At 47.1% G+C, this 24359-nt stretch carries 26 protein-coding genes; 8 read left to right on the top strand and 18 right to left on the bottom strand.

Annotation, left to right across the window (positions count from 1 at the left end; all coding sequences use genetic code 11):
* Positions 1–3 precede the first annotated feature (3 nt).
* Positions 4–183 (bottom strand): hypothetical protein, encoded by a 180-nt coding sequence (locus OGV89_RS09520; RefSeq protein ID WP_071524306.1) that lies wholly within the window; start codon positions 181–183, stop codon positions 4–6.
* A 154-nt stretch (positions 184–337) separates the two neighbouring features.
* Here OGV89_RS09520 and OGV89_RS09515 point away from each other — a divergent pair, with 154 nt between their 5' ends.
* Positions 338–721 (top strand): cupin domain-containing protein, encoded by a 384-nt coding sequence (locus tag OGV89_RS09515; protein ID WP_003028244.1) that lies wholly within the window; start codon positions 338–340, stop codon positions 719–721.
* A 37-nt stretch (positions 722–758) separates the two neighbouring features.
* Here OGV89_RS09515 and OGV89_RS09510 read toward each other — a convergent pair whose 3' ends face one another.
* The 3 genes from OGV89_RS09510 to OGV89_RS09500 are packed head-to-tail and all read right to left on the bottom strand — an operon-like array spanning position 759 to position 4084.
* A complete protein-coding gene (locus OGV89_RS09510) occupies positions 759–1622 on the bottom strand; it encodes an AraC family transcriptional regulator (RefSeq protein ID WP_148373858.1) in 864 nt (287 codons plus the stop codon).
* 15 nt (positions 1623–1637) lie between these two features.
* A complete protein-coding gene (ypdB, locus tag OGV89_RS09505) occupies positions 1638–2372 on the bottom strand; it encodes a two-component system response regulator YpdB (protein ID WP_003028240.1) in 735 nt (244 codons plus the stop codon).
* A 14-nt stretch (positions 2373–2386) separates the two neighbouring features.
* Entirely contained in the window at positions 2387–4084 is a 1698-nt protein-coding gene (locus OGV89_RS09500; protein ID WP_003028239.1) for a sensor histidine kinase, read from the bottom strand.
* A 387-nt stretch (positions 4085–4471) separates the two neighbouring features.
* On the opposite strand from OGV89_RS09500, the gene alaC reads away from it, so the two are divergent.
* Complete coding sequence (alaC, locus tag OGV89_RS09495; RefSeq protein ID WP_003028236.1) at positions 4472–5710, top strand: alanine transaminase; 1239 nt, start codon at positions 4472–4474, stop codon at positions 5708–5710.
* Positions 5711–5775: 65 nt separating this feature from the next.
* Here the strand turns inward: alaC and ypdK are convergent, their stop codons facing one another.
* A complete protein-coding gene (ypdK, locus tag OGV89_RS09490; protein ID WP_010723117.1) occupies positions 5776–5847 on the bottom strand; it encodes a membrane protein YpdK in 72 nt (23 codons plus the stop codon).
* 343 nt (positions 5848–6190) lie between these two features.
* Between ypdK and OGV89_RS09485 the strand changes: the two genes are divergently transcribed.
* Positions 6191–6808, top strand: coding sequence for a lysozyme inhibitor LprI family protein (locus OGV89_RS09485; RefSeq protein ID WP_003028235.1), 618 nt, complete (start codon positions 6191–6193; stop codon positions 6806–6808).
* 41 nt (positions 6809–6849) lie between these two features.
* Here the strand turns inward: OGV89_RS09485 and lpxP are convergent, their stop codons facing one another.
* Positions 6850–7770: a kdo(2)-lipid IV(A) palmitoleoyltransferase gene (gene lpxP, locus OGV89_RS09480; RefSeq protein WP_003839269.1), complete on the bottom strand. Its 921-nt coding sequence runs from the start codon at positions 7768–7770 to the stop codon at positions 6850–6852.
* Between the two features lie 440 nt (positions 7771–8210).
* Here lpxP and OGV89_RS09475 point away from each other — a divergent pair, with 440 nt between their 5' ends.
* The gene (locus OGV89_RS09475) at positions 8211–8453 is read left to right on the top strand and encodes a YfdY family protein (RefSeq protein WP_003028231.1); all 243 of its coding nucleotides are present in this window, start codon (positions 8211–8213) and stop codon (positions 8451–8453) included.
* A 106-nt stretch (positions 8454–8559) separates the two neighbouring features.
* Here OGV89_RS09475 and pgtP read toward each other — a convergent pair whose 3' ends face one another.
* Positions 8560–9951 (bottom strand): phosphoglycerate transporter PgtP, encoded by a 1392-nt coding sequence (gene pgtP / locus OGV89_RS09470; protein ID WP_049016330.1) that lies wholly within the window; start codon positions 9949–9951, stop codon positions 8560–8562.
* Positions 9952–10366: 415 nt separating this feature from the next.
* Between pgtP and pgtC the strand changes: the two genes are divergently transcribed.
* From pgtC to pgtA, 3 genes are read left to right on the top strand one after another with little or no spacing between them, the layout of a single operon-like run.
* On the top strand, positions 10367–11566 hold the full coding sequence (gene pgtC / locus OGV89_RS09465) for a phosphoglycerate transport regulator PgtC (protein ID WP_106107015.1): 1200 nt from the start codon (positions 10367–10369) through the stop codon (positions 11564–11566).
* Positions 11567–11577: 11 nt separating this feature from the next.
* Positions 11578–13572, top strand: a complete 1995-nt coding sequence (pgtB, locus tag OGV89_RS09460; protein WP_164919158.1) for a two-component system sensor histidine kinase PgtB — start codon at positions 11578–11580, stop codon at positions 13570–13572.
* Positions 13562–14809: a two-component system response regulator PgtA gene (gene pgtA / locus OGV89_RS09455; RefSeq protein WP_003845024.1), complete on the top strand. Its 1248-nt coding sequence runs from the start codon at positions 13562–13564 to the stop codon at positions 14807–14809. Before pgtB ends, pgtA begins: the two co-directional genes overlap by 11 nt.
* Before the next feature lie 105 nt (positions 14810–14914).
* Here the strand turns inward: pgtA and OGV89_RS09450 are convergent, their stop codons facing one another.
* Both OGV89_RS09450 and OGV89_RS09445 read right to left on the bottom strand, forming a co-directional pair.
* Positions 14915–15454, bottom strand: coding sequence for a DUF2058 domain-containing protein (locus OGV89_RS09450; RefSeq protein ID WP_003845026.1), 540 nt, complete (start codon positions 15452–15454; stop codon positions 14915–14917).
* 112 nt (positions 15455–15566) lie between these two features.
* Complete coding sequence (locus OGV89_RS09445) at positions 15567–16457, bottom strand: AraC family transcriptional regulator (protein ID WP_003845028.1); 891 nt, start codon at positions 16455–16457, stop codon at positions 15567–15569.
* 112 nt (positions 16458–16569) lie between these two features.
* Here OGV89_RS09445 and OGV89_RS22920 point away from each other — a divergent pair, with 112 nt between their 5' ends.
* Positions 16570–17100 (top strand): helix-turn-helix domain-containing protein, encoded by a 531-nt coding sequence (locus OGV89_RS22920; protein WP_003845030.1) that lies wholly within the window; start codon positions 16570–16572, stop codon positions 17098–17100.
* Positions 17101–17292: 192 nt separating this feature from the next.
* On the opposite strand, the gene OGV89_RS09440 is transcribed toward OGV89_RS22920, so the two are convergent.
* The 9 genes from OGV89_RS09440 to OGV89_RS09400 are packed head-to-tail and all read right to left on the bottom strand — an operon-like array spanning position 17293 to position 24359.
* The gene (locus OGV89_RS09440) at positions 17293–17943 is read right to left on the bottom strand and encodes an MgtC/SapB family protein (protein WP_003845032.1); all 651 of its coding nucleotides are present in this window, start codon (positions 17941–17943) and stop codon (positions 17293–17295) included.
* 18 nt (positions 17944–17961) lie between these two features.
* Entirely contained in the window at positions 17962–18954 is a 993-nt protein-coding gene (gene yut / locus OGV89_RS09435) for an urea transporter (protein WP_003845033.1), read from the bottom strand.
* A 32-nt stretch (positions 18955–18986) separates the two neighbouring features.
* Entirely contained in the window at positions 18987–19937 is a 951-nt protein-coding gene (locus OGV89_RS09430) for an urease accessory protein UreD (RefSeq protein ID WP_286558542.1), read from the bottom strand.
* Positions 19912–20571, bottom strand: a complete 660-nt coding sequence (gene ureG / locus OGV89_RS09425) for an urease accessory protein UreG (RefSeq protein WP_003845037.1) — start codon at positions 20569–20571, stop codon at positions 19912–19914. Before ureG ends, OGV89_RS09430 begins: the two co-directional genes overlap by 26 nt.
* 12 nt (positions 20572–20583) lie before the next feature.
* The gene (locus tag OGV89_RS09420; RefSeq protein WP_032939218.1) at positions 20584–21285 is read right to left on the bottom strand and encodes an urease accessory protein UreF; all 702 of its coding nucleotides are present in this window, start codon (positions 21283–21285) and stop codon (positions 20584–20586) included.
* A 19-nt stretch (positions 21286–21304) separates the two neighbouring features.
* Positions 21305–21868: an urease accessory protein UreE gene (locus OGV89_RS09415; RefSeq protein ID WP_003845040.1), complete on the bottom strand. Its 564-nt coding sequence runs from the start codon at positions 21866–21868 to the stop codon at positions 21305–21307.
* 13 nt (positions 21869–21881) lie between these two features.
* Positions 21882–23600 (bottom strand): urease subunit alpha, encoded by a 1719-nt coding sequence (locus OGV89_RS09410; protein ID WP_286558541.1) that lies wholly within the window; start codon positions 23598–23600, stop codon positions 21882–21884.
* 9 nt (positions 23601–23609) lie between these two features.
* Complete coding sequence (locus OGV89_RS09405) at positions 23610–24038, bottom strand: urease subunit beta (protein ID WP_048998084.1); 429 nt, start codon at positions 24036–24038, stop codon at positions 23610–23612.
* A gap of 18 nt (positions 24039–24056) precedes the next feature.
* Positions 24057–24359, bottom strand: coding sequence for an urease subunit gamma (locus OGV89_RS09400; protein ID WP_003845045.1), 303 nt, complete (start codon positions 24357–24359; stop codon positions 24057–24059).

Genomic DNA, 24359 nt, shown 5'->3' with positions numbered 1-24359 from the left:
TTATCAATCAGAGAACGGTAGTTTCCCGGCCCTCAACAGCGTCATCTCTTGCTTGCAGAGCAGAACTACCGCCTGGCGACCTTTAACACGGCGGGAGGTCAGGGCTCTTTTCACGGTCCGACGATCCGCACCTGATTCCAGCATCTGAAAACACATCAGGGAGAGTGCACGTCTGTTCTTCATCGTATATTCACTTTATTGAGTAAGCCTGCAGGGTTTAGCTAAAGGCCGTTATTTTACAACGATCCTGGCTGAGATTACGAATCGTACAATAAATGACCGCTGCTGATATAATTTAAGAGCGGCCATGCGCGTAATCAACCTAAGGAGGTGCGCAATGGACAAAGCAGAAGTGAAGTCATTTGGTCTTCCAGACGAAGTTCGTGAGTTCCCTCACGGGCGACTGGAGCTTCTCGATGTGGGAGGTGCAATCGTCGGCCGTGCTGTCCTGGAGCCAGGCTGGCGGTGGTCTACGTCAGTTCAACCTATCGCTGGAACGAAGAGTTGCGAAGCCCCTCATTTTCAGTACCACGTTTCCGGTGTGCTGCGGGTAAAAATGGATGATGGCAGCGAATTTGATTGTAAGCCCGGTGAGCTGTCGCGCATTCCTCCAGGCCATGATGCCTGGGTGGTTGGCGATGAATCCGTGGTGATTGTTGATTTCCAGGGAATGGTCAATTGGGCTAAACACACAGACATCGGCTGTAACGACTCACCATAAAGCAAAGATGCGGCGGCCTTGGCAGGTGTTGACATAATCAACGCGCTGACTGAAAACGCGCGCCGTACTCTCCCGGCGTCAGGCCAAACTGACGCCGGAACAGGCGGCAGAAATAATCACTGTCATGGTATCCACACCGCTGTGCGACTTCGCTAATCGACAGATGGTATTTCTGCAAGATAATGCGCGCCTTCGCCATTCTTACCCACCGCAGATACTCGACGAACCCCATAGTGCCGTGCTGGGCAAACACTTTTGACAGGTGATTGGGTGTGATATTAAAAAACTGCGCCACGCTTTCGCGAGTCAGCGGCTGGGCATAGTTATCTTGTATCCAATTACACATACTATGATAGAGAAATTCAGCGCGTGGGCGCTCTGTGTCTGGGCGGGTATTCACCACGCTACGACACAGATGCAGCAGACTAAGCACCAACGGCTGAATGATATCCTGGGCCAGAGGAGAGCGGCTTAAATGCGTCAATGCGGTGAGCATCGCCTCGCCTTCGCCGCGCTGTGGATGGGGTAACTCAATACGGCGTACCGGACGAAGCAGCGATGCGGTTCGATTATCGTAAAAAGAGAGTCCCAGCCATGCCGGAGAAAAAACCAGGCTCAGCAGCATCACGGGTTTGTCGCCGCCGGGCAGATTGGCCGCTTTCGCCGGGATAAACAGCATGTCGCCTTCTGCCAGGTTATGCTGCTGTTTTTGCAGTTGGTTGCTGTATTCCCCACGTAGCACGATATCAAGGCGCGGAAGATCAATACATAAACTGCCGGTCGGTAACGTGGTGGGCTGGGTTGCGAACCACACGTGCCCCAGACGCTGTGGGTTTAACACCAGGCCACTGAACAGATCGGCGAAAAACTGTTGGTCTGCGGGAAGGCCTGGCTCTTTCATCGCTCTTTCTCTGCGCTATAAGTGCATTAACTGTCTGAACTCTTTCACTTTACTCCGACTAACCGGGATTTCAAATTCCAGATCTTTTAAGCGCAAAATATAGGTATTGTTAAACCAGGGTTCGATCTCGCGGATTTTATTCAGATTCACGCAGAACGAGCGGTGGCAGCGGAAGAAATGCGAAGCCGGCAGTTTGCTGCAAAATTCGGTGATGTTCATCGGCATCACGTACGATTCGCGCCGGGTGTAGACAAACGTCATCTTTTCATGGGCTTCTGCGTAGTAGATGTCGTTGATCGGGGTCACGATGATCCGCTCATCTTTGATCAGGTTGATCGTATCGTTTTCGCGGGCCACCGGACTGGCGAGCGAAGTTCCCGTTTGCTGCTGTTGCCAGGCGGCTTCCAGCTTTTGCAGCATGCTGACAATGCGTGATTCCTGGTACGGCTTCAGAATGTAGTCAAAAGCTTCCAGTTCGAAGGCTTCAACGGCGTGCTCTTTCCACGCGGTAATAAACACAATAAAGGGTTTATGCGCGAACTGGCTGATATTTTGTGCCAGCAATACGCCGTCCAGCGAGGGAATATTAATATCCAGAAAAATGGCGTCAACGCGGTTGTGCTGGAGATATTTCAGCACGTCCAGACCATCGTCAAACGTGCCGACAATCTCCATCTGGCTGTGCTCTTTTATCAGCCAGCTCAGTTCCTGTTGGGCCAGGAATTCATCTTCAACAATGATGACTTTCACGACTTCACTCCTGGTTAAAGCAACAATGTGGCCGGTGCGGCTGCGGGCGAATGCTGATTCGGTACATAAAAGGCAATCTCAGTGCCTGGCTCCAGACGGCGGATATGTAATCCCTCACCGTAGAGCAGCTTAACGCGATGGTGCACATTCAATAGACCAATTTTATTGCCCGGCATTTCATTGGATTCGACCCGTTCAATCACTTTTGGATCGATACCGTGGCCCGTATCCCGCACGGCTATCCGTACCCGGTTACCACACTCCGCCACGCTGATGGTGACCACACCTTTCCCTTTGCAGGGCTGAATCCCATGGACGATAGCGTTTTCTACCAGCGGCTGAATCAGCAGGCTGGGAATATAACAGCTTACCTCTTCATCGATATCATAAATAACCGTTAGTTTGTCGCCAAAACGCGCTTGTTCGATGGCGATGTAATCCTTGATTTGATACAGCTCTTTTTTGATGTCGATCTGCTCATCGTCTTTTAATTCGATATTGTAGCGAAGATAACGCGACAAATTAAAAATGAGCTGGCGTGCGGTGTCCGGGTTAAGTCGCACCGACGACGAAATTGCGTTCAGGGCGTTAAACAGGAAATGAGGATTTATTTTACTTTGTAGTGCGCGTAGCTCTGCCTTATTTGCCATTTCGCGTAGCTGTTCCGCCCGGGAAACTTCAAGCTGAGTCGAGATAATTTGCGACAGGCCAATAGCCATTTCCTGCAGCGAGGAGGTTATCTGGTGGGCGTGACAGTAGTAGATTTTTAGCGTACCGGTGACAACACCTTTCTCCCACAGCGGGATCACCAGCATGGAGTGTATTTCCGGTGTGCGATGCGCTTCATCATTGTTTTTAATGATGATTTTTCCGTAATTGATCGCCTGCTGCGTGGTAGGACTGACGAAATCATCGTTATCACGGTAGTTAAGTTCCCCCACGCCAACGTAGGCCAGAACGTGCTGGGTATTGGTAATTGCGACGGCGTCCGCATGGATGTCATGGCGAATAATTTCGCATACCTGGCGGAGCGACTCGCTGTTAACCTGCCGAAAAAGCGGCAAGGTTTTGTTGGCAATATCCAGCGCCAGCTTGGCCTGCTTCGCGGCGCTGGCCTCTTTCTCGCCCTCCACGCTTTGCACTAGCATGACGATAAAGCCAATGCAGACGCTGCCCAGGATCATTGGGATACCGATTTTTGAGACAATATCCAGTCCCAGTGCGGTAGAGGGGGCCCAGACGACGACGAGGATCATCGTCAAGGATTCGCACAGCATTCCGCCTAAAATGCCAGCTCGCCAGTGCTGCGCTTTAGGGATCTTACGGTTGATCCACCCGGCAATACAGCCTGCCAGAATACTGGTGATAAAACAGGGCAGGGCGGTGACGCCGCCGATGTCGATCAGATAGCGGTGGGTACCCGCGATGAGGCCCGTAATGATACCGACCCACGGACCAAACAGAATCCCCCCTGACATGACCGCGATAATACGCACGTTAACCAGTGAGCCTTCAACCGGTACGCCGGACCAGGTACTGAACAGGGCAAACATTGAGAAAATCGCGGTAACGGCGAGCAGCTCTTTTGGGGAGTGGGCTGATTTGTGCAACAGTTCGCGGAACAGGCGGATACGAATCAGGAAAAACAGACAGAACAGCATCAGTGCTGCCCGGTCAAATACCGCCAGCAGCATATTGAATATTTCGTGCACGGGTGACTCTTGCGCAAGGGTTAAACCTCTATGATAGGTAACCTGGACCAGGATGACCAGCACCCACGCAGCCTGTGCCTAATGAGGAAAAACCATAATATTAAAAGGGGATTGTTGCATGATTGTTGTATTTACAATACCTGTCCTGTCAGCGCTGCATTCAAGGTAATGTATTTAACAACAAAATGTTAAATGATGGTAATTTTAAGCGGGTTGTGAAAATGAATATTTCCTCATTTTACTATGTTGTTCCTCTTTTTTGTCAGGAAAAAATATTTTGTTTTGCCTCTCGACAGAAGGAAATTATTCAGGCTATTTTCTAAACGTGCCACCATCGTGGCAGCGTCGCTCGGACGGTCCGGGCGCTAACGTTAATCTGAGGATATTATGGCTGACTCCCGCCCTGAACGTCGCTTTACGCGTATTGATCGCCTTCCCCCGTACGTTTTTAACATCACGGCTGAACTGAAGATGGCTGCGCGTCGGCGCGGCGAAGATATTATCGACTTCAGCATGGGGAACCCGGATGGGGCCACGCCTCCTCACATTGTTGAAAAACTGTGTACCGTGGCGCAGCGCCCGGATACGCACGGTTATTCCACCTCTCGCGGTATTCCGCGTCTGCGTCGGGCGATTTCCCGCTGGTACCAGGAGCGCTATGACGTTGAGATCGATCCTGAATCCGAAGCCATTGTGACCATCGGTTCCAAAGAGGGACTTGCGCACCTGATGCTGGCAACGCTCGATCACGGTGATACGGTCCTCGTACCCAACCCAAGTTATCCCATCCATATTTATGGCGCGGTGATTGCCGGCGCGCAGGTACGATCTGTGCCGCTGGTCGAAGGCGTCGATTTCTTTAATGAGCTGGAGCGCGCGATTCGCGAAAGCTATCCGAAACCGAAGATGATGATCTTAGGTTTCCCGTCGAACCCGACGGCACAATGCGTTGAGCTGGAGTTCTTCGAAAAAGTTGTGGCTCTGGCTAAACGCTATGACGTGCTGGTGGTTCACGACCTGGCCTACGCTGATATTGTTTATGACGGCTGGAAAGCGCCATCGATAATGCAGGTACCGGGCGCTCGCGATGTCGCAGTTGAATTTTTCACTCTGTCGAAAAGCTACAACATGGCGGGCTGGCGTATCGGTTTTATGGTGGGCAATAAAACGCTGGTGAACGCGCTGGCGCGAATTAAGAGCTATCACGATTACGGAACCTTTACACCGTTACAGGTTGCGGCCATCGCCGCGCTGGAAGGCGATCAGCAGTGCGTGCGAGATATTGCAGAGCAGTATAAACGTCGTCGTGATGTGCTGGTCAAAGGGCTGCATGAAGCTGGCTGGATGGTCGAGGTGCCAAAAGCCTCGATGTACGTTTGGGCGAAAATTCCAGAGCAATACGCCGGGATGGGGTCACTTGAGTTTGCCAAGAAACTGCTGAATGAAGCGAAGGTATGCGTTTCACCGGGGATTGGGTTTGGTGATTATGGTGATACGCATGTGCGTTTTGCGTTAATTGAAAACCGTGACCGTACCCGTCAGGCTATTCGCGGTATCAAAGCAATGTTCCGTGCAGATGGCCTGTTACCGACCAGTGCAAAATCGACTTCTGAAAGTACCGACTGACCGAATGTTCCCCCAAAATGCAAACAGGAGCCTGATGGCTCCTGTTTTTTGCTGCGTCTTTTAATTTAGATCATCAGGGCGAAAGTACCGGCCCAAACGATGACCATAAAAGAAATGCCCATAAAGAAATATTTCACTTTTCATCTCTCCGCATACCTTGGGTATGTCTAAATGAACATATGCTTACCTGACAGAGAGCTGATGCACGCATAAACGAAATGGAGAATTCCCCTCGTTTACTTGGCTGCATCACCTCAGAATTCTGAGCTTTAATGCTCCAGACGGCGCTAATGTACGCCTAAAAATGAGGTGAGACAAGAGGCATTTTTTTATTTAATTTTAATAACTTACAAGTGTCGTGATTCGGCGACAGTTTAATTTCTTTCGGTAATAAATTGCTATTGAGCGACGGAATGCTTACTCGGATAGTTCTCATATCGCCATGATGTTAATGCGGTTAATTTTTCGCGGAATTTAATAATGAAAAGGTTAAAAATGACCAGGTTAATGATGTTAGCACTCGCTCTTACGCCGTTGACGTCGATGGCGGCCTCGCCGCTGGCGTTCAATTTCAACTGCGCAAGTATTGGTGGTGTGAATAGTGATGGTAAAGGCAATGTCTGGATTGATGGCGGGAAGGCGACGGTGAAGGCTTTCAATGAAAACTATTGGGAGGCGACAAGTGGTAAAAATACCGTTTCTATCTCCCGCAAAGATGACGGAAATCCGGACGTATCCTGGACTGGACCTAATCGTAAGCACGGGGTTTGCCTGCCGGAGGATAATATTGATTATTCTCCAGCGAAAAAATCGACCAACGCAGGTCCGTCTTACTCCTGCTCTGCTGTTCAAAAGGGAAGTGCGGAAGATATTATTTGCCAGAGCCCATCGCTCTCTGCAATGGATCTGAAATTGAACGAAATTTTTAAACAGGCACTGGCTAAATCGAAGAATGATCCGATGTTAAAAGCAGAGCAGCGCGGTTGGATCAAAGGACGCAACGAGTGCTGGAAGGAGAAGGATGATGAGCCAGCCTGCATTGCCCGAAGCTATAGCGAACGAATGACTGAACTCCACAATAAATGGGGCGTGAAGTAATTCAGCCGTAGAAAAAAAGAAAGGCCTTGCGGCCTTTCTTTTCAGATATACAACGAGGCTTCACCCATCGGGCGCGTTTTGAAGCGACGGTGGATCCAGAGATACTGCTCGGGGGCGCGCATGATCTCTTTTTCGATAATTTTATTCATATAGGCCGCTGCCTGGCACTCATCAGACGGGTAACCTTCCATTTCAGGCGTGATGAACAGGCGATAACCAGAGTTATCTGCTTTTCTCACCATGGTTACGGTCAGCATCGCTGCACCAGACAAACGCGACAGCACGTAGGTACCGTTGGTGGTTGCCACATCTTTGACGGCAAAGAAGGGGGCAAACGAGCTTCCTTTACGACCGTAGTCCTGATCGGGGGCAAACCATACGGCTTCTCCTTTTTTCAGAGCACCGACAATACCACGCAGATTATTTCTGCCGATCATCGCCTTGTTGGAGCGCATACGACCACGGGTTTGGATCCACTCCATCAACTTATTGTTGTGCGGGCGATAGGTCGCCATCATTGGCTGACAAAGCCCCATTACGCGGCCACCCAACTCAAGCGACATAAAGTGTACGCCGACAACCATCACGCCACGATTTTGCAACTGGGCGCGCTTCAGGTTGTCCAGTCCTTCTACATCAAACCATTTACGCACTCGACGGTCCGGCCAGAACCAGGCCATACCTGTTTCAAGTAGCCCCATGCCGAGTGAACGGAAATTCTCATCGACCAGTTTGTCTCTTTCTTCCTGCGACAAATTTGGGAAACAGAGTTCGAGATTTTTACGTGCAATAGATTCACGGCGTTTTAAAAATGGACGAGCCAGCGTTCCTGTACGGGTACCAAGAAAACACAATACGGGATAGGGAAGCTGTACCAGTAACCAGAGCACTCCAACACCAAACCACGTGAGCCAGTAGCGCGGATGCAAAAACGCGCGTGAAAATTTACATTGGGGGAACATAAGCACCTGTTGTTGATACGAAATAGATGTATCGCGAAGATTCTTTGTCTTTCGCTTTACTCTCTGTACTGATCGTTAGGCCGCCATGAACGACATTGGTTCCTGTAAAGAGTGTAAAACTGAGTCAGGACAAAACCACGAGGGGGCATGAATGATCGGACGCACAATGTACACCCGAAAATTAATGTCAGCCAGAAATAATTACTCAAGATTCGTAAATGTTTTTAAGGCGATTAAGAACAAAAATTAACCTATATATAATCCGTTGTTTTTATGCAGATTAAATAAATGTCTGCCCGAGAGAGTAATAGTATGCAGGTGAAGGATTTTTGTAACGAAGATGTTGCTGAAATTGCACGAGGATAGGAATTGTCTTAGAATATAAAGTTAAGGGAGTGTAAGGACTTACGTTAAGTTTACGGCAAACAGGAGGTATCGCTATGCTCTATTTCTGGATCTTTCTCGCTCTGAGCATTTTGTGCGTCAGTTGCTATATCTGGCAGGTTATGGGCGCAGCGGCGTCAATCAGCGCTTTTCTCGGCATGGCCATCCTTACGGCATTAATTTACTTTTTTACTATGCGATTGACCAATGGTAACGAAATGGTAACCGGGTTATTCCTGTTTCTTGCTCCTGCTTGCGGTTTGATTATTCGCTTTATGGTGGGTTACGGTAAGCAATAATTTGGAATGTTACGTTTAGCAATAAATTATCACGTTGAGTTTTTTTATTTATCTGAGTTATTGAAGTGCCAGCATCGCTGGCACTTTTTTGTGAGAGCGAAATGAATTACCGGGCATCCGCCAACTGGAGTGAGGCTTCCTCGTGCTGAGCATTTTTTCGCTGTTGTTCAAGCTCCAGCGCGCCACGATGAGAGAGGTAGCAAAACAGGATGCAGCAGACAATCCCACCCATCAACAGATAGAATCCGCCATGCCATCCCATTTTGTCGACCATTACGCCAAACAGGCTGGTTCCCAGCGACGCGCCAAAAATGTAGCTCATAAATCCGCGTAAACCTACCGCTGACCCCACAGCGAAGCTGGGGACGATTTCCATCGTCTGAACAGAAGCGAGGAACTGTGGAACATAGATCAGGCAACCCACAATGGCGGCAAAAATAGTGACCATCAGCAGGGATTCACTTTTCCAGTAGCCGATCAAACAGACGAAAATCAGCGCCATACAAATCATGGCCAGCGGCATGCGACGGCCTTTAAACAGTTTATCGGTAAGCCAACCCGCCAGTAATGTGGAAGGGATTGCCGCCCATTCAAAAAACAGAAAAGCGATGCTCATTTGCTCTTTCGAAAAATGTTTTTCGGTTAACAGATAAATAGGCAACCAGCTAATCATGCCAAAACGCACCATATAGACGAAGACATCTACCAGTGAAACATACCAGGCATTCTTATTACGCAGTACATAGGTGCAGAATATCTGGAAGGCGCTCATATTTTCTGGCGCCTGGACAGCGTGTCGGGAATTTAATACGACTTTTTCTTCCGGCATCATTTGTTCCAGAGCCGGTAAGCCTTCCTGGCGCGGTGAACCTTTCCCCAGCATTAGCACAATAAAAGCGAACAGGACGGCCACACCGGCCGGAACAATATAGCTGGCACTTTGCCAGTGTTCGCTCCCCAAAATGGCAAAGGCGGCACCCACGATCGGGGCAACAATACCACCGCCAACATTGTGAGAGATATTCCAGAATGCGCCAACACGTCCACGTTCTTTACGCGGAAACCAGTTGGCAATGGTAATAAATGAAGGGCCAACGCCCATACCCTGGAACAAACCGTTGAAAACGACCAGAGCGGCAAAAATCCAGAATCCGGTACTGAATCCTAAACCGACGTTTACAATGGCGCACAGAATCAGGCCGCATGCCATAAAGACCTTAGGACTGGCCTTGTCTGCCAGGCTGCTCATAATGCCTTTACTGATCCCATAAGCAATAAGCATGCAGCTGCTGAGTAGACCAATTTGTGTGGCACTGAGATCCAGATGTTCCTTCAGGTACGGTGTTGAGAGCGTGAAGTTATTGCGCACAATATAGTACGCAAGATAGCCAAGAAATACGCTGAGTAATGCCTGAATGCGGTATCGGCCATAAGTTTCCTGGACTTTCTCCGCCGGGACTTTATTTGCCGCTGGCCCTGCTTTAAATATTGATAACATATCATCACCTAAATTTATATTGATGTGAATATCAGGGTTTTTCGCAGTGAAGAGTGAAATAGACGGCAGAGAAACTCAAGTTGATGAAATGAGTCACTATTGACACAATTTGTGGATTGCGTGGCTGATTTTGACTCTTTTTAAATAATGGATTTTCAATTCTATTCTTTTACGGACGTTTTTATCATCGGTGTGTGCGGATATTAACAAATTCAGACTGCGTTTTCGGGTATTCTTTACCGATGCCGTCACTTTCCGTTTGGTTATTCTACGATTAACCTTATTCTTCCCTCTGGCAGTGATAAACGGGTAAGTTTTGTCTCAATATTATTTTTTGCACATGTTGGTATTTATGAACGGGATCACAAACAGACTTTTGGGCCGGGGGCGTTGTTGGGCGATCTCGCTCTGTTTTATGTCGCTGTCGGTGAGTTGTCTGGCGCAGGGTAAAGAGCTGGTAATGGCAACAACCTTTTCACCGGGGGCAACGGCCTGGATTATTCAGCGTTGGCAGACGGAACCGGGGTCGGTGATGATTCGCACATTAAACCGGACCAGCAGTTCACTGGAACAACTGCTTGATACTGCCAATGCGGAGAACGTCGATTTGATTTTGACCTCGTCGCCCATGCTGTTGCAGCATCTTCAGGAGCATCAGAAGCTGGCGCCCTTCGATAATGTGCTGCCGGAAAGCCAGCGGCTGGTGCCGGACTCGATTCGTTCTACCTCCGTGGCTGTTGCGATATCTGGTTTTGGCCTGTTGATTAACCGTTCTGCGCTGGCGGCGCGTCATTTGTCGCCTCCTGCTGACTGGGGGGATTTAACGCATCCTAAATATCAGAACGCTTTGTTAATGAGTAGCCCTTCGCGTTCCGATACCAACCATCTGATGGTTGAGTCGTTGCTACAGCAAAAAGGGTGGGAAGAGGGCTGGGCGACATTACTGGCGAGTGCTGGAAATCTGGTGACGATTTCATCACGCAGTTTTGGCGTAGCCGACAAAATTAAGAGCGGCCTTGGCGTTGCGGGGCCGGTCATTGATAATTATGCCAACTTGTTGCTTAACGATCCTCACCTGGCGTTTACTTATTTTCCACGCTCGGCAGTATCGCCAACCTATGTTGCTGTTCTCAATAACAGCCAGCACCCCAATGAAGCGCGTCGTTTTATCCGCTATTTGTTAAGCCCGGAGGGACAGCGGATCCTTGCGGATGCTAATACGGGGAAATACCCGGTAACGCAGCTCGCATCTGATAATCCCCGCGCTACTCAGCAGGCTATTTTAATGAACCAGCCTGCGCTTAATTATCGGCTGATCCTTAAGCGGCAACAGTTGGTGCAGCGGATGTTTGATACCGCAATCAGTTTTCGTCTTGCGCAACTAAAGGATGCATGGCGGGCGCTATACAGTGCGGAAGCTCGCCTGAAACGCCCGCTACCCGAAATCAGAGCCTTACTGACCAGCGTTCCGATAGATGCCAAAAGTAGTGAAGATGAAGCCTGGCTTGCGCAGTTTGATAATAAAAGCGTTGCCGAACAGCAGATGATGGAGTGGCAGCTCTGGTTTCTTAAAAATCAGCGTCAGGCGATATCAAAACTGGAAGAATTAAAATGAAAGGTGGATCGATACTGCACCGTCTGCGTCAGCTCAGCATCAGCAGCAGTCTGCGAGGAGCCTTTCTGACGGGCGCATTACTGACGTTGAGCGTAAGCTGCGTCAGTTTGTACTCCTGGCATGAGCAGAGCTCGCAGATACGCTATTCGCTTGATGATTACTTCCCGCGCGTGCATTCCGCTTTTTTGATTGAAGGGAATCTCAACCTTGTTGTGGACCAGCTTAATGAATTCCTGCTGGCTCCCAATACGACGGTAAGGCTGCAACTGCGCAATCAGATAATCTCGCATCTGGATAAAATCGAAGTGCTGAGCAGGGGGTTACAACCAGCAGAACAGCAGCAGCTGGCGGTGATTTTGCAAGACAGCCGGGCGCTGATGGCAGAACTGGACCGGGTGCTCTACAACATGTTCCTTGTACGCGAAAAAGTGAGCGAACTTTCCGCGCGCATTGATTGGCTACATGATGATTTTACTACTGAGCTGAATTCACTGGTGCAGGATTTTACCTGGCAGCAGGGGACGTTGCTGGATCAAATCGAGGCCAAAAATGGTGATGCGGCGCTGTATCTCAAACGTGCCCGAGAGGTGCAAAACGAGCAGCAGCAGGTTTACACCCTGGCAAGAATTGAAAACCAGATCGTTGATGATTTACGCGACAGGCTTAATGAACTGAAATCGGGCAGCGACGACGGAATGCTGGTGGAGAATCACATTCGCTACCTGGAAAATCTGAAGAAAACGGCGGATGAAAATATCCGTACCCTTGATGACTGGCCCAGCACTATCACACTGCGACAAACTATCGATGAGCTGCTGGAAATCGGGATGATGAAAAATAAAATGCCCGATACCATGCGAGATTATGTCGCAGCGCAAAAAGCGCTCGTTGATGCCAGCCATGCCAGAGAGGCCACACTTGGGCGCTTTCGAACACTGCTTGAAGCGCAACTGGGGAGCAGCCATCAGCAAATGCAGACGTTTAACCAACGGCTGGAACAAATTGTTCGTGTCAGCGGTGGACTTATCCTGCTGGCGACGCTGCTGGCGCTACTTCTCGCCTGGGGGCTTAATCACTTTTTCATTCGTTCGCGTCTGGTGAAACGTTTTACTGCGCTCAACCAGGCCGTGGTGCAAATTGGTCTTGGCAGAACGGATGCCACTATCCCGGTATATGGACGTGATGAACTGGGGCGTATCGCAGGCTTGCTGCGCCATACTCTGGGCCAGTTGAGCGCGCAAAAAAATCAGCTGGAGCAGGAAGTGACCGAGCGCAAAGAGATTGAATCCGATCTTCGCGCAACGCAGGATGAGCTGATCCAAACCGCAAAACTGGCGGTGGTCGGCCAGACTATGACCACGCTGGCGCACGAGATTAATCAACCGCTGAATGCGCTGTCGATGTACCTGTTTACGGCGGGGAGGGCAATTGAACAGGGGCAATCCGCTCAGGCCAGAAGCACATTAACCAAAGCGGAGGGACTGATTACTCGCATTGATGCCATTATCCGTTCGCTGCGTCAGTTTGCGCGCCGGGCCGAGCCAGGTACGCCTCTGCATCCGGTCGATCTCCGACAAACGTTCAATGCTGCCTGGGAACTGTTGTCCATGCGGCATAAGCCACAGCAGGGTACGCTGACGATCCCAGATCGGAGCGTGTGGGTGGCTGGTGATGAAGTGCGTATTCAGCAGGTGCTGGTAAACGTCCTGGCAAATGCGCTGGATGCCTGTCCGGTAGCGGCGAAAATAGATGTTCACTGGCAGGCCGAAGGCAGCCGGTTGTGCGTATTTATCAGCGATAACGGCCCCGGCTGGCCTGGGGCATTATTACCATCACTGTTAAAACCGTTTACCACCAGTAAGGATGTTGGCCTCGGTATTGGCTTATCGATTTGTGTATCGTTAATGATGCAAATGAACGGCGAACTGCGCCTGGCGTCAACCCCGGGGCGCAATGCCTGCGTCGTTCTGCAATTTAATCTGACGGATGTAAACGATGTTGAGTGATGAATATTCTGTTCTGCTTATTGATGATGATGCCGATGTTCTCGACGCTTACACCCTGTTGCTTGAACAGGAGGGATATCATGTATTCGCATGCAGTAACCCTTTTGATGCCCGAAATTGGTTGCAGGCCGACTGGCCAGGGATTGTCCTGAGCGATGTATGTATGCCTGGCTGTAATGGAATCGACCTGATGACGTTGTTTCATCAGGATGACAATCAGCTTCCGATCCTGTTGATCACCGGGCATGGCGATGTTCCGATGGCGGTGGACGCGGTGAAGAAAGGGGCGTGGGACTTTCTGCAAAAACCGGTTGATCCTGGCAAACTGCTGGTGTTGGTAGAGGATGCGTTGCGTCAGAGAAAATCTGTGATTGCACGTCGTCACTATTGCCAGCAAAAGCTACAAGTTGAACTGGTCGGCTACAGTGAGTGGGTTAATCAGTATCGCCAGCGTTTACGGCAACTGGCGGAAACGGATATTGCCGTCTGGTTTTATGGCGAGCCGGGAACCGGGCGTATGACCGGGGCCCGTTATTTACATCAACTTGGGCGCAGCGCTGAAGGAGCGTTTATTCGCGGTGAACTGACGCCCGGGAACTCGGAACAACTCAATGCCCTTATTGCCCAGGCGCAAGGGGGAACGCTGGTTCTGAGCCATATTGAGTGCCTGACGCGTGAACAGCAGCACCATCTGGTGCATTTGCAAAGCCAGGAGCGACGTCCGTTTCGCCTAATTGGCATTGGCGCCACTTCGTTGGTGGAACTGGCGGCAACCAACCAGATTGTGGCCGAACTCTATTACTGTTTTGCGATGACGCAAATTGGTTGCCAGCCGTTGTCTCAGCGCCCGGATGATGTTGAACCGCTGTTTCGCCATTATCTGCAGAAAGCCTGTCTGCGTCTGAACCATCCTGTGCCTGAGATTGACGGGGAATTACTAAAAGGTATGCGGCGTCGCGTGTGGTTAAGCAATGTTCGGGAACTGGCCAATGCCGCCGAGCTTTTTGCCGTTGGGCTATTGCCACTGGCTGAAACCGCGAATCCGCAACTGCATTTGCCTCAACCGACACCGCTCGATCGTCGGGTCGACGAGTACGAGCGGCAGATCATTACTGAAGCGCTAAATATCCATCAGGGGCGTATTAATGAAGTCGCGGAGTATCTACAAATCCCGCGTAAAAAACTCTATTTACGCATGAGAAAATACGGACTGAGCAAAGAACACTATAAGTTTTAGCAGGCGGAATGTGGTGATGAAGAGACGTTGACAGTATTTCGGTGGCGGCGTGAGCGTTCACCGAAATATGTGACGAAATTCCGGGTGATTATTGAGGGGGTTTGCTTACCACATCAGATCATCAGGAATGACAAAATCAGCATACGGATCGTCTTCATCCTTAGCTTCCTGGCTCAGTTCGCAATTAAGCACGATATAGCTTGCATCGCGCTGGGCAATCTTGTCGGCGACGACTGCCGGAATGATGGCGTATTCGTTCTCGCTACCACTTTCAGCCGTCAGACGGGCAATAGCCAGACGGCCCTTGATCAACTGAGACTGAGTCACCTTATCAACATAGATTTTTTTGATCAGATTATTGTCAGTAAAGTTGTAACCAATATCGCCACGGGTAATGGTGATTTTATTCATTTCAATTAGTTGCTTGATCTGCGCTTTATACTCTTTAGACAACGTGGCCTGCTTCTGTTGTTCGCTGAGTTGCTTATCACGCTCGATCTGCGCTTTTTTATTCTCTTCAACCGCTTCTCTGGCTTCACGAGCCTGAACGCGCGATTTTTTCGCTGTTCTCTGCACTTTCGCCATTTTTTTGCTGCTGACCAGACCCGCTTTAAGCATCTGTTCTTGTAGGGTAAGTTTTGTCATTGTCGCTTCTAATCCAAAAAATTGTTGTAAGGATTATAACCTTAACGTTCGGCGGGATGCCAGAATGTGGAAGCGTTCTCCAGATAGACCAGGGATTTACCCCATGGGTAGTTTATTTGCAAGATGAGAGATGGTCTCCAGGCGCGGTACCCATAACGCGCTTAAATGCCTGATAGAATCCAGATAATGATTCATATCCGACTCTGCTGTAAATATCCTCATTTTTTATACCTCTTCTAAGCAGGTTTAATGAGACATAAATCCTTAATTTACTTAATACCAGATTCGGTGTGTAGCTTGTCGCTTTCAATATACGGCGAATAAATGTCGAGCGCGACATATAGGTGAAGCGAGCCATATCATCCAGTGACCATGAATATTGTGGGTTGTCTATTATCGCAATGATTAATTTGGCTAAGGCTTCATCATTTGCGGCATTCAAGAGATTTACGTCAATATCATATAAGAAAGAAGATTCGCTAATGACATAATGCAATATAGCATCGGTCAGGTGTGCAATAATGCAATTGTTTTCATCGGCAGATGCGTTTACTTCAGTCAGTAGTAACTCAAAGAGAGAGTGTATTTTATTGCTGACGTCGTCTTTTTGTTTGATCACAAAAATGTCCGGAAGTAAGGCAAATAGCAATTGGCTGGCGATGGTTCTGGGTTGAATGAAACCACAAAGTAGATCGGTGGATTCTGAAGATGAGTCTTCAATTTTACTCATCTGTTTGCGGGGTAAATCATCAAGGTTTATATCAGGAGATGAGGCCAGAAAAAAAGGGAAGTTATTAAAAAAGAAGAAGATATCTCCCTTTTCCAGCTTAATACGTGGCTTTTGGTTAAACAAATCCAGCCAGCACTCCCCACTCAGGACGATATGAAAACTCGGTTCACCATAGGAGTATGTTGATGCTTTCCATTCGCTACAATACCTACCGAGGTGGAAGACGGATGTTTTCGCTTCTCCTCCCTTTAGTAGCCAGCCTGCAGTATTCATATTTTCCCCAATATTGTCATTAATAGACTGATTTTGAAACGATGGTGTATAGATAGTTGCTATTGGTGATTATAAGATTTGTTAACTAAGATGTGCATTACAGGAGAGGATAGTGTTTCTGATATTTACTAAAGATATTATGTTGTTACAGGCTATTTATCATCTTTTTAAGAATGATGTGATCGTTCATGTTCAGCACGTACATGAGCTATGTGCTGTAGAAAATCACAATGCGAAAGTGATCATTGATACATTGAATAACAATATTTTCCATACTCGTTTAGCGTATCAATTGGAGAAAATTAAGCCCTCAAAAATTTATATACTCTCACCGTTTAGAATCAAACGTTGCTTCGGTGATACCCCCGTTTTCTTTGTGAATCGAAACGTTTCGCTGAGTAGCTTCATTTCTTTGCTAAATTGCAATGAAAATTATGCTATTACTCCGGAATTATCGCTTTCTCGACGACAGCACCAGATTCTTACCTATATTCTGCAGCAAAGATCATGTTCTTCAATTGCTGAGCAAATGCATATCACATTGAAGACCTATCATTGCCATAAGTATAATATAATGTTACTGCTTAAACTCAGAAAAATGAGTGATTTAGTACGGCATAAGATTTCAAGTTATCTATTGTGAAAAAAACATCGTAGGTCATTTTTAAAGACCAGGATTAAGTTGTTAAAGTGCAGGGGAAAGCACGTATTGTATAACACAGCTTTCAAAGCATATATCTCCTAATATAATAGTTAAATCCTATTTTAAATGTAAAAACGACCAATGATAAATAAAGTAACTATCGCACATAATATAATTAACATGTGAATAGTGTTATGCCACAGAAACCTCTTTAATTGCAGGGTTTTCTTTAAGTGAAGAAAGTATCTGATTCACTGAGGTTGCGTCCGTATACTCAACGTTTGCCGTGAGAACATGACAATCGGACGTATCATTAGCCAGTGAACGCAATTGGATGCGATATCCCTGTTCAGTAATCCAGGCCAGAACAACCTGCGTAGTCCCGGCTGCAATTCGCATACGTAGATGCAGATGGCGATTTAAAAAGCGGTAGGTAAGCTGACGGAACAACTCCAGCACGATGAGCGCCATAATCGTACCTATGATGCCAACTTCATACATTCCACTGCCGATAACCAGGCCTATTGCCGCGGTGACCCACACATCCGCGGCTGTTGTTAATCCTTTGATGGTTTGTTTTTGTACCAGAATATTTCCTGCTCCGAGAAATCCCACGCCAGTGACAACCTGAGCTGCGATTCTGCTAGGATCTAATCCTATATGAGTATGTTCAATAACATCATAGAAACCGTATTTAGAAACTATCATGAACATAGCACTACCAATACCAATCAAGATATGTGTGCGTACACCTGCTTCTTTAGCGCGAATTTGACGCTCCAGACCAATTACGCCACCGAGCAGACTGGCTAATATAAGTCGGAAAAGAAATTCTTCAGTCAAGATGATTCTCTCATTGATTTAGGAATGACGATGCTCGGGCATAAATTCTTTATTTGGTACCAGGAATAACCATGATGAAATAACAAATGGCATGGTTAATGTTGGTATACCAAAAGGCATTAAAAGCACATTCATGGCGGCCTGAATAAAAACTGTAAAAATGATCCCTGAGATAGTATAAATAAATACTCGCCAACCAGGTTGATTAAATACGGTGCCCAAGGCAACTGATGTCAGAACGGCACTAAAGGCATACAACCCTGAAGAAATGTCATGAGCATTAGCACCCAGATAATAAGCAAGCAGTGTCGCGATTAGAGAGCCGGCGACGGCATAGCAGGCGCATACAACAGATTCTACGGCCAGACCTGCAATGAAGAATAAACTTGCAAGGATCCCAGGAAACAAAAATACCTGTGATATCCCATGCAGGGTGCCGTCAATAAAAAAGCTAAACGAGTAACTGCTTGGAGTTGTCGGGATATAATGTTGGGGCAGCTCTGGTAAGGGCAAACCCGAACCATAGATTTCATGAAAGGCGTAGCTGGCCAGTAGAATTACCCAAGTTGTTAGCACAAACGGCGCTGTTAATGCAGCTACTTTCCACGTTTTTAATATATCGGCAATACACACCGTAGCAATAACTGACACGACACTACCAACGATCAGGCAGAACCACATTAACGGCGTTGCAGTGATAAATACCGGAATAGCAATGCCTACCAGACAGCCATTATAGCTATAGAGGCCGTCCCGCCAACCTTTTACATCATGAGTTATGGCTCCTGTTATTGAAGCAAGGACAGTTCCAATTACACATCCCCATGCAGCCAAAGGATTATTATTGCTATAAGCAGCGATAAATATAGCAATAAAAAACAATACCCCTGTGAAGGGGTTGTTTTGAAACATTACCTGGGCACAACCACGTAGTGATATATCAATGATTTTGAGAATGTAGTGCTTATCAATATTATTCTTCCATAATACTGGGATTGGATGTGTTGTCATCATTATTTACCAGGGTAAAGTAGGGGCGATGATTATTTTTTCCAGATAAAGGGGGCCGGTAATTCTGCATTCAGAACGACTTTTCTGGTCGTGGCCCACACGGTACGAATATGTTTTTTTATAATGCTACTGTCATTAGCTAATATCTTGAATATAAGACCCGATTCCGCAGGGAGTGTTGACATCCCATAGCAACAATCTTTGCCGTAATGAGCTTTGAAGGTCGACAGAATGGATGCAATATTTTCTACTGGGGTTAATATAAAAATAGTGCCGATAATTTGAAAACTTCCAATAACCCCAATTTCTGTCATGGGATGCTCCTTGGGGCTTAGCACAATCTGTTCCTTGAAAAGGATATTCCCCGACTCATCTTTTGCAGATACAGTTGAGGAATAATAATCAAAACCATTAAGCTCGTTTTCATGATGATAACGACGTCCCGGTATAATAACTTCTGAATAAATAAGTGTTGCGTTTCTTTTATAATCAATAACGGTATCGTTAACAAATCTTGCATTGCGATGCAGGATTAAAGGATCGGGTAGGTATTCCAGATAGGAATTCTCGCTAAGTTGGATAAATTGAATCTGCGCGCCATAGTTTTTATCCATCGAATGTACTTTGGTTGCTGATTGTGTGTTGACGCTGGCGAAAGCATTTTCACCCACATTAATGGATAACACCATGCGATCTCCCTGCAGAACACAGCCTGAAGTCGATATCACGGTCACGCAGGGAAGATCAGGCAGTGCCTCGTCATGATACAATGCCTTTTGCGCAAATAATGGTGTGCGCTTTTCCATACGATGAAGAATGCTTTTTCTCCCGGAACGCGTGAAACCCAGGTACAAAAAACCCTCTTTACCGATTGCCCCACTGGGCATTTGCTCCGGCTCCTGACGATACTCTTTTGGGATTTGCTTGTCCCAACGTTTCCGGGTCTTCTCTACCTCGTCATTTATATTCTGTGGATGAGTCATCTTGTTTTCCTTCAATAGTGTGACCAAATAAAAAATCGCGCTCAATCATATCCACCAGTTGTTCAATGCCTTCACCTGTTTTACAGTTAGTTAAAATATAAGGACGATTATTTCTGACATAACGGGTATCCGCTTCCATTACCTCCAGACTGGCACCTACATAGGGCGCTAAATCAATTTTATTGATGATTAATATATCGGCCTGTACTAGGCCTGGACCATTTTTACGTGGAATCTTTTCACCTTCAGCGACGTCAATAACATAGATATAAAAGTCAGCTAATGCAGGACTGAAAGTGAGAGTAAGGTTATCTCCACCGCTTTCAATCATGATTAAATCGCTATCCGGGAATTTATCTTCCATTTCTTCCACGGCCGCAATATTCATACTGGGATCTTCGCGCACTGCTGTGTGTGGACATGCCCCTGTTTCAACGCCAATGATTTTTTCTTCTTCTAATATTCCTTTCAGTGTTCTTTTGACCTGCTTTGCATCCTCCGTAGTGACCACATCATTAGTCACAATCAGAGGTTTATATCCGCGACGAATAAGAACGGGAGTAATAACTTCAATAATGGCCGTTTTTCCTGAACCCACGGGACCACCAATGCCAATTCGAGTAATTTTTTTCATTTCTAACCTCAGTTAATTCATAAACAAACGTACATGGGCATCGACATGAACAGCTGCCAGAATGTCGATCATCGGTGAAAAAGAAGACATTTCTTCCGGTCGGGTGTTGAGCGCCATTTCAGCGTAATCAGGAAAAAGTGACGTGACTTCGGCCAGAATTTTTTGGCTATCCAGATGTGTGATCCGCATCAGTCTTTGCGCGGCACTGAGAATGGTCATTGCTACGCCATAAAAATGCATGGCCAGCATCGCATCTTCATCAAGATCTAAATGGCTCATGAGTAGCCCATGGGAAACAGGGTAGGTGCCAACAACCGTTCCCTGGCGAATTTGCTCCAGCCACCAGTTAAATACCGGATCAGGGTAAATAGCGGCTGAAAGTTCAGTTAATTTTTTTCCCATTCTTTGGGTCATCAGTCTGGGTTCTGGAGATAATTTTCTACTGATCAAATCATTATCAATTGAGATAAGCTCATTTAACCTGTTACTGCGGCAGGCGCGCATGGTTTGTATTTGCGCGACAGCATCGCACTTTGCGGCCTGCAATAGGGCGGTACAGACATACTGCTTCAGGGTTTGCCGATTGTAGACAATGCCGCAAGATATGGCTGATTCAACTCCACAGGAAAAAGTAAATGCCCCGACAGGAAGAACTGAATCGCCAAATTGTAGTATCCGAGCGATATTAAGTAACCTATGTGAGCTCTCTGACATGATTGCCAACCTTATTACGTTAGTGGTCAATGTGTACATGCGTATGCGCTTCTTCTGTGCCACCAAAAAGAAGTCGGGATTCAGACGGTGTTAAGAGCGGGATGACTTTTTCACCTTCCGTAAAATAGTATTGCCCTTCAATGTAACCATGAGATTTCATGACTGAAGCCAACATTTTGTCGGCTACAACAATAGGAATAAAAACACAGTATCCTTTTATGACGGCTTTCCAGTGCTGATTTCCTAAAGCGTGACCTAGTTCAAACGCTCGGGTGAGAAGGTCAGTGATTTTTTCTACGCCAAATAATCCAAGATCGACAACCATTACGCGCCTTAGCTGTATTTTTACCGTAAGTAAATATCGGTTGGCTTTATCATATAAAAGAATATCACCATCATTTAGGCGGATGTGACGGTCAAGCGATAAACCGATATCGTAGCCGAATTGACTTTTTTTCCGGCAACGGCTTTTCTGTGCTTCCCATTGTTCAAGAACCAGTACATCGTGTTTAATTCCTTCAGCGGAGAGATCAAGCTCGCCACGGGAATTTATATTTCCGAGGGTTTTTTCGATTAAATACATAACAGCTTTCCTTTTAACCAAAGAAATATTTTTGATTCATAACAGCAGTTTGAATGGGCTGGCAGGTTGCATGCACACCATCAACCTTTACGGCAAATGTTTCTGGGTTCACATCAATGTGTGGGGTTGCATTGTTTCTGATAAGGTCATGTTTGCTAATGCTACGACAGTTATTAACTGCAACCACCTGTCTCTCAAGCCCGGCTTTTTCTTTAACACCATCCTCAAGGGCAGCCTGTGATACGAAGGTAATGCAGGTATCCTGCAACGTTTTTCCCATAGCACCAAACATAGGGCGATAGAAGACGGGCTGAGGAGTTGGCAGAGAAGCGTTAGGATCACCCATTAAGGACCAGTTAATCATCCCCCCTTTAATAATAAGTTTCGGCTTGGCCCCAAAAAATTGAGGTTCCCAGAGTACAAGGTCAGCCATCTTACCCACTTCAACAGAACCAAGAATATGGCTAACACCTTGTGTAATGGCAGGGTTGATCGTAATTTTGGCAACGTATCGAAGAACACGGAAATTGTCGTTATTCGGATTGTCTTCCGGTAATTTCCCGCGAGCGACTTTCATCGCATGCGCAGTTTGCACCAGACGCAGCCAGTTTTCTCCTACGCGACCCATTGCCTGAGAATCGCTGGAGAACATGGATATAACACCCATATCATGCAGAATGTTTTCTGCTGCAATCGTTTCAGGACGAACGCGGCTTTCTGCAAATGAAACATCGGCAGCAACGTTAGGATTCAGGTTGTGGCACACCATAATCATATCGAACAGTTCTGCCTGGCTGTTAATACCAAAAGGTAACGTTGGATTGGTCGAACTTGGCAGAACGTTTGGTTGGCTGGCGACCTTAATAATATCCGGAGCATGACCACCGCCAGCGCCTTCTGTATGAAAGGTGTGAATTGTCCGTCCTTCAAAGGCCGCAATCGTATTTTCAACATATCCGGCTTCATTGAGGCTGTCAGTATGTACGGAGACCTGAATATCCATATCATCGGCGGTGCGAAGTGCGTGGCGGAGCGAGTTTGGTGTGGCACCCCAGTCCTCATGCACTTTCACCCCAACGGCACCGGCAATAATTTGCTCCTGCAGGGGAGCTTTACTGTAGGCATTGCCTTTGCCCAGTAGGCCAATGTTGACTGGAATACCTTCCCATGCACGTAGCATGGCACGCATATTCTTTGGTCCAGCGGTCACAGTGGTACCATTTGTACCATCAGTTGGCCCAATTCCTCCACCGAAGAAGGTGGTGATACCGTTAGACAATGCGGCATATGCTTGCTGAGGGGAGATCAGATGAATATGAGAGTCGATACCTGCCGCAGTCAGAATCAAGTGCTCACCAGAAATAGCGTCGGTACTAAGCCCGACCGTCATCCCTGGCGTGACGCCAGACATAATTGCTGGGTTGCCGCTTTTACCAATGCCCGATATCAATCCATCCTTAATACCAACATCTGCTTTAATAACCCCTAGTTTGGCATCAACTATCGTGACATTGGTAATAACTAGATCGAGAACGCCCTGGTCGCGGGAACACTGATTATTAGCACCCATACCATCGCGTAATGATTTTCCGCCGCCATAAACCGATTCGTCACCATAACCACGTAGATCTTGTTCGATTTCAATATATAAATCAGTTTCACCTAAACGAATTTTATCACCGATCGTTGGACCAAACAGGCTGGCATATTCCTTTCTGGATATTGTTGGCATAATAGGTCCTCAGCTAGGATTAGTAGGCATTTTGAAACCGGCTTGCCGGGCGTTATCAATGAGTGATTTTAACTTCGTGGGATCGTTGATCACTTCAGCGAGCTGTTCACCGGTCATGTCGACAAGGTTATTAAAACCAAAAATATCGTTATCACCGCTATAGGGGATAAGTTCTATTTCTATCTCATCACCGGGTTCAAAGCGTATGGCTGTTGTGGCGGTAATATTTAAGCGTTTACCCAGTGCGCTTTCGCGATCAAACTCCAGTTCTTTATTAACTTCAAAGAAATGAAAATGTGATCCTACCTGGACCGGTCGATCCCCTGTATTCTTGACACGTACTTTGGTTACAGGTTTCTCGGTATTAAATGAAATAGGGGAGGCTCCCAGAACGTAGCCACCATAGGGTACATTTTCTGCTTCTTTGTTCTGCGACATAGTCTATTTCTCCCGCTCTTAACGAATAGGATCGTGCACGGTTACCAGTCTGCTGCCATCGGTAAAAATAGCCTCAACCTGTATTTGTGGGATAAGGTCAGCGACGCCTTCCATAACGTCGTCTTTGGTCAAAACATCTCTTGATTTATTCATGACGGTTTCCAGATCATTTCCTTCTCTGGCACTTTCCATGGCAGTTGACGCAATAATAGAAACGGCTTCCGGATAATTTAACTTAATTCCTTTTTCTTTCCGACTTTGCGCCACGCTGGCAAGTGAGTAAATCATGATTTTCTCTATTTCTCTGGGGCTAAGTTTCAT

The organism is Citrobacter sp. Cf125, from assembly GCF_030333935.1.
Lineage (GTDB): Bacteria > Pseudomonadota > Gammaproteobacteria > Enterobacterales > Enterobacteriaceae > Citrobacter > Citrobacter freundii.
The sequence above is the reverse complement of the archived record's forward strand: the minus strand, read 5'-3'. Positions and strand labels throughout refer to the sequence as shown.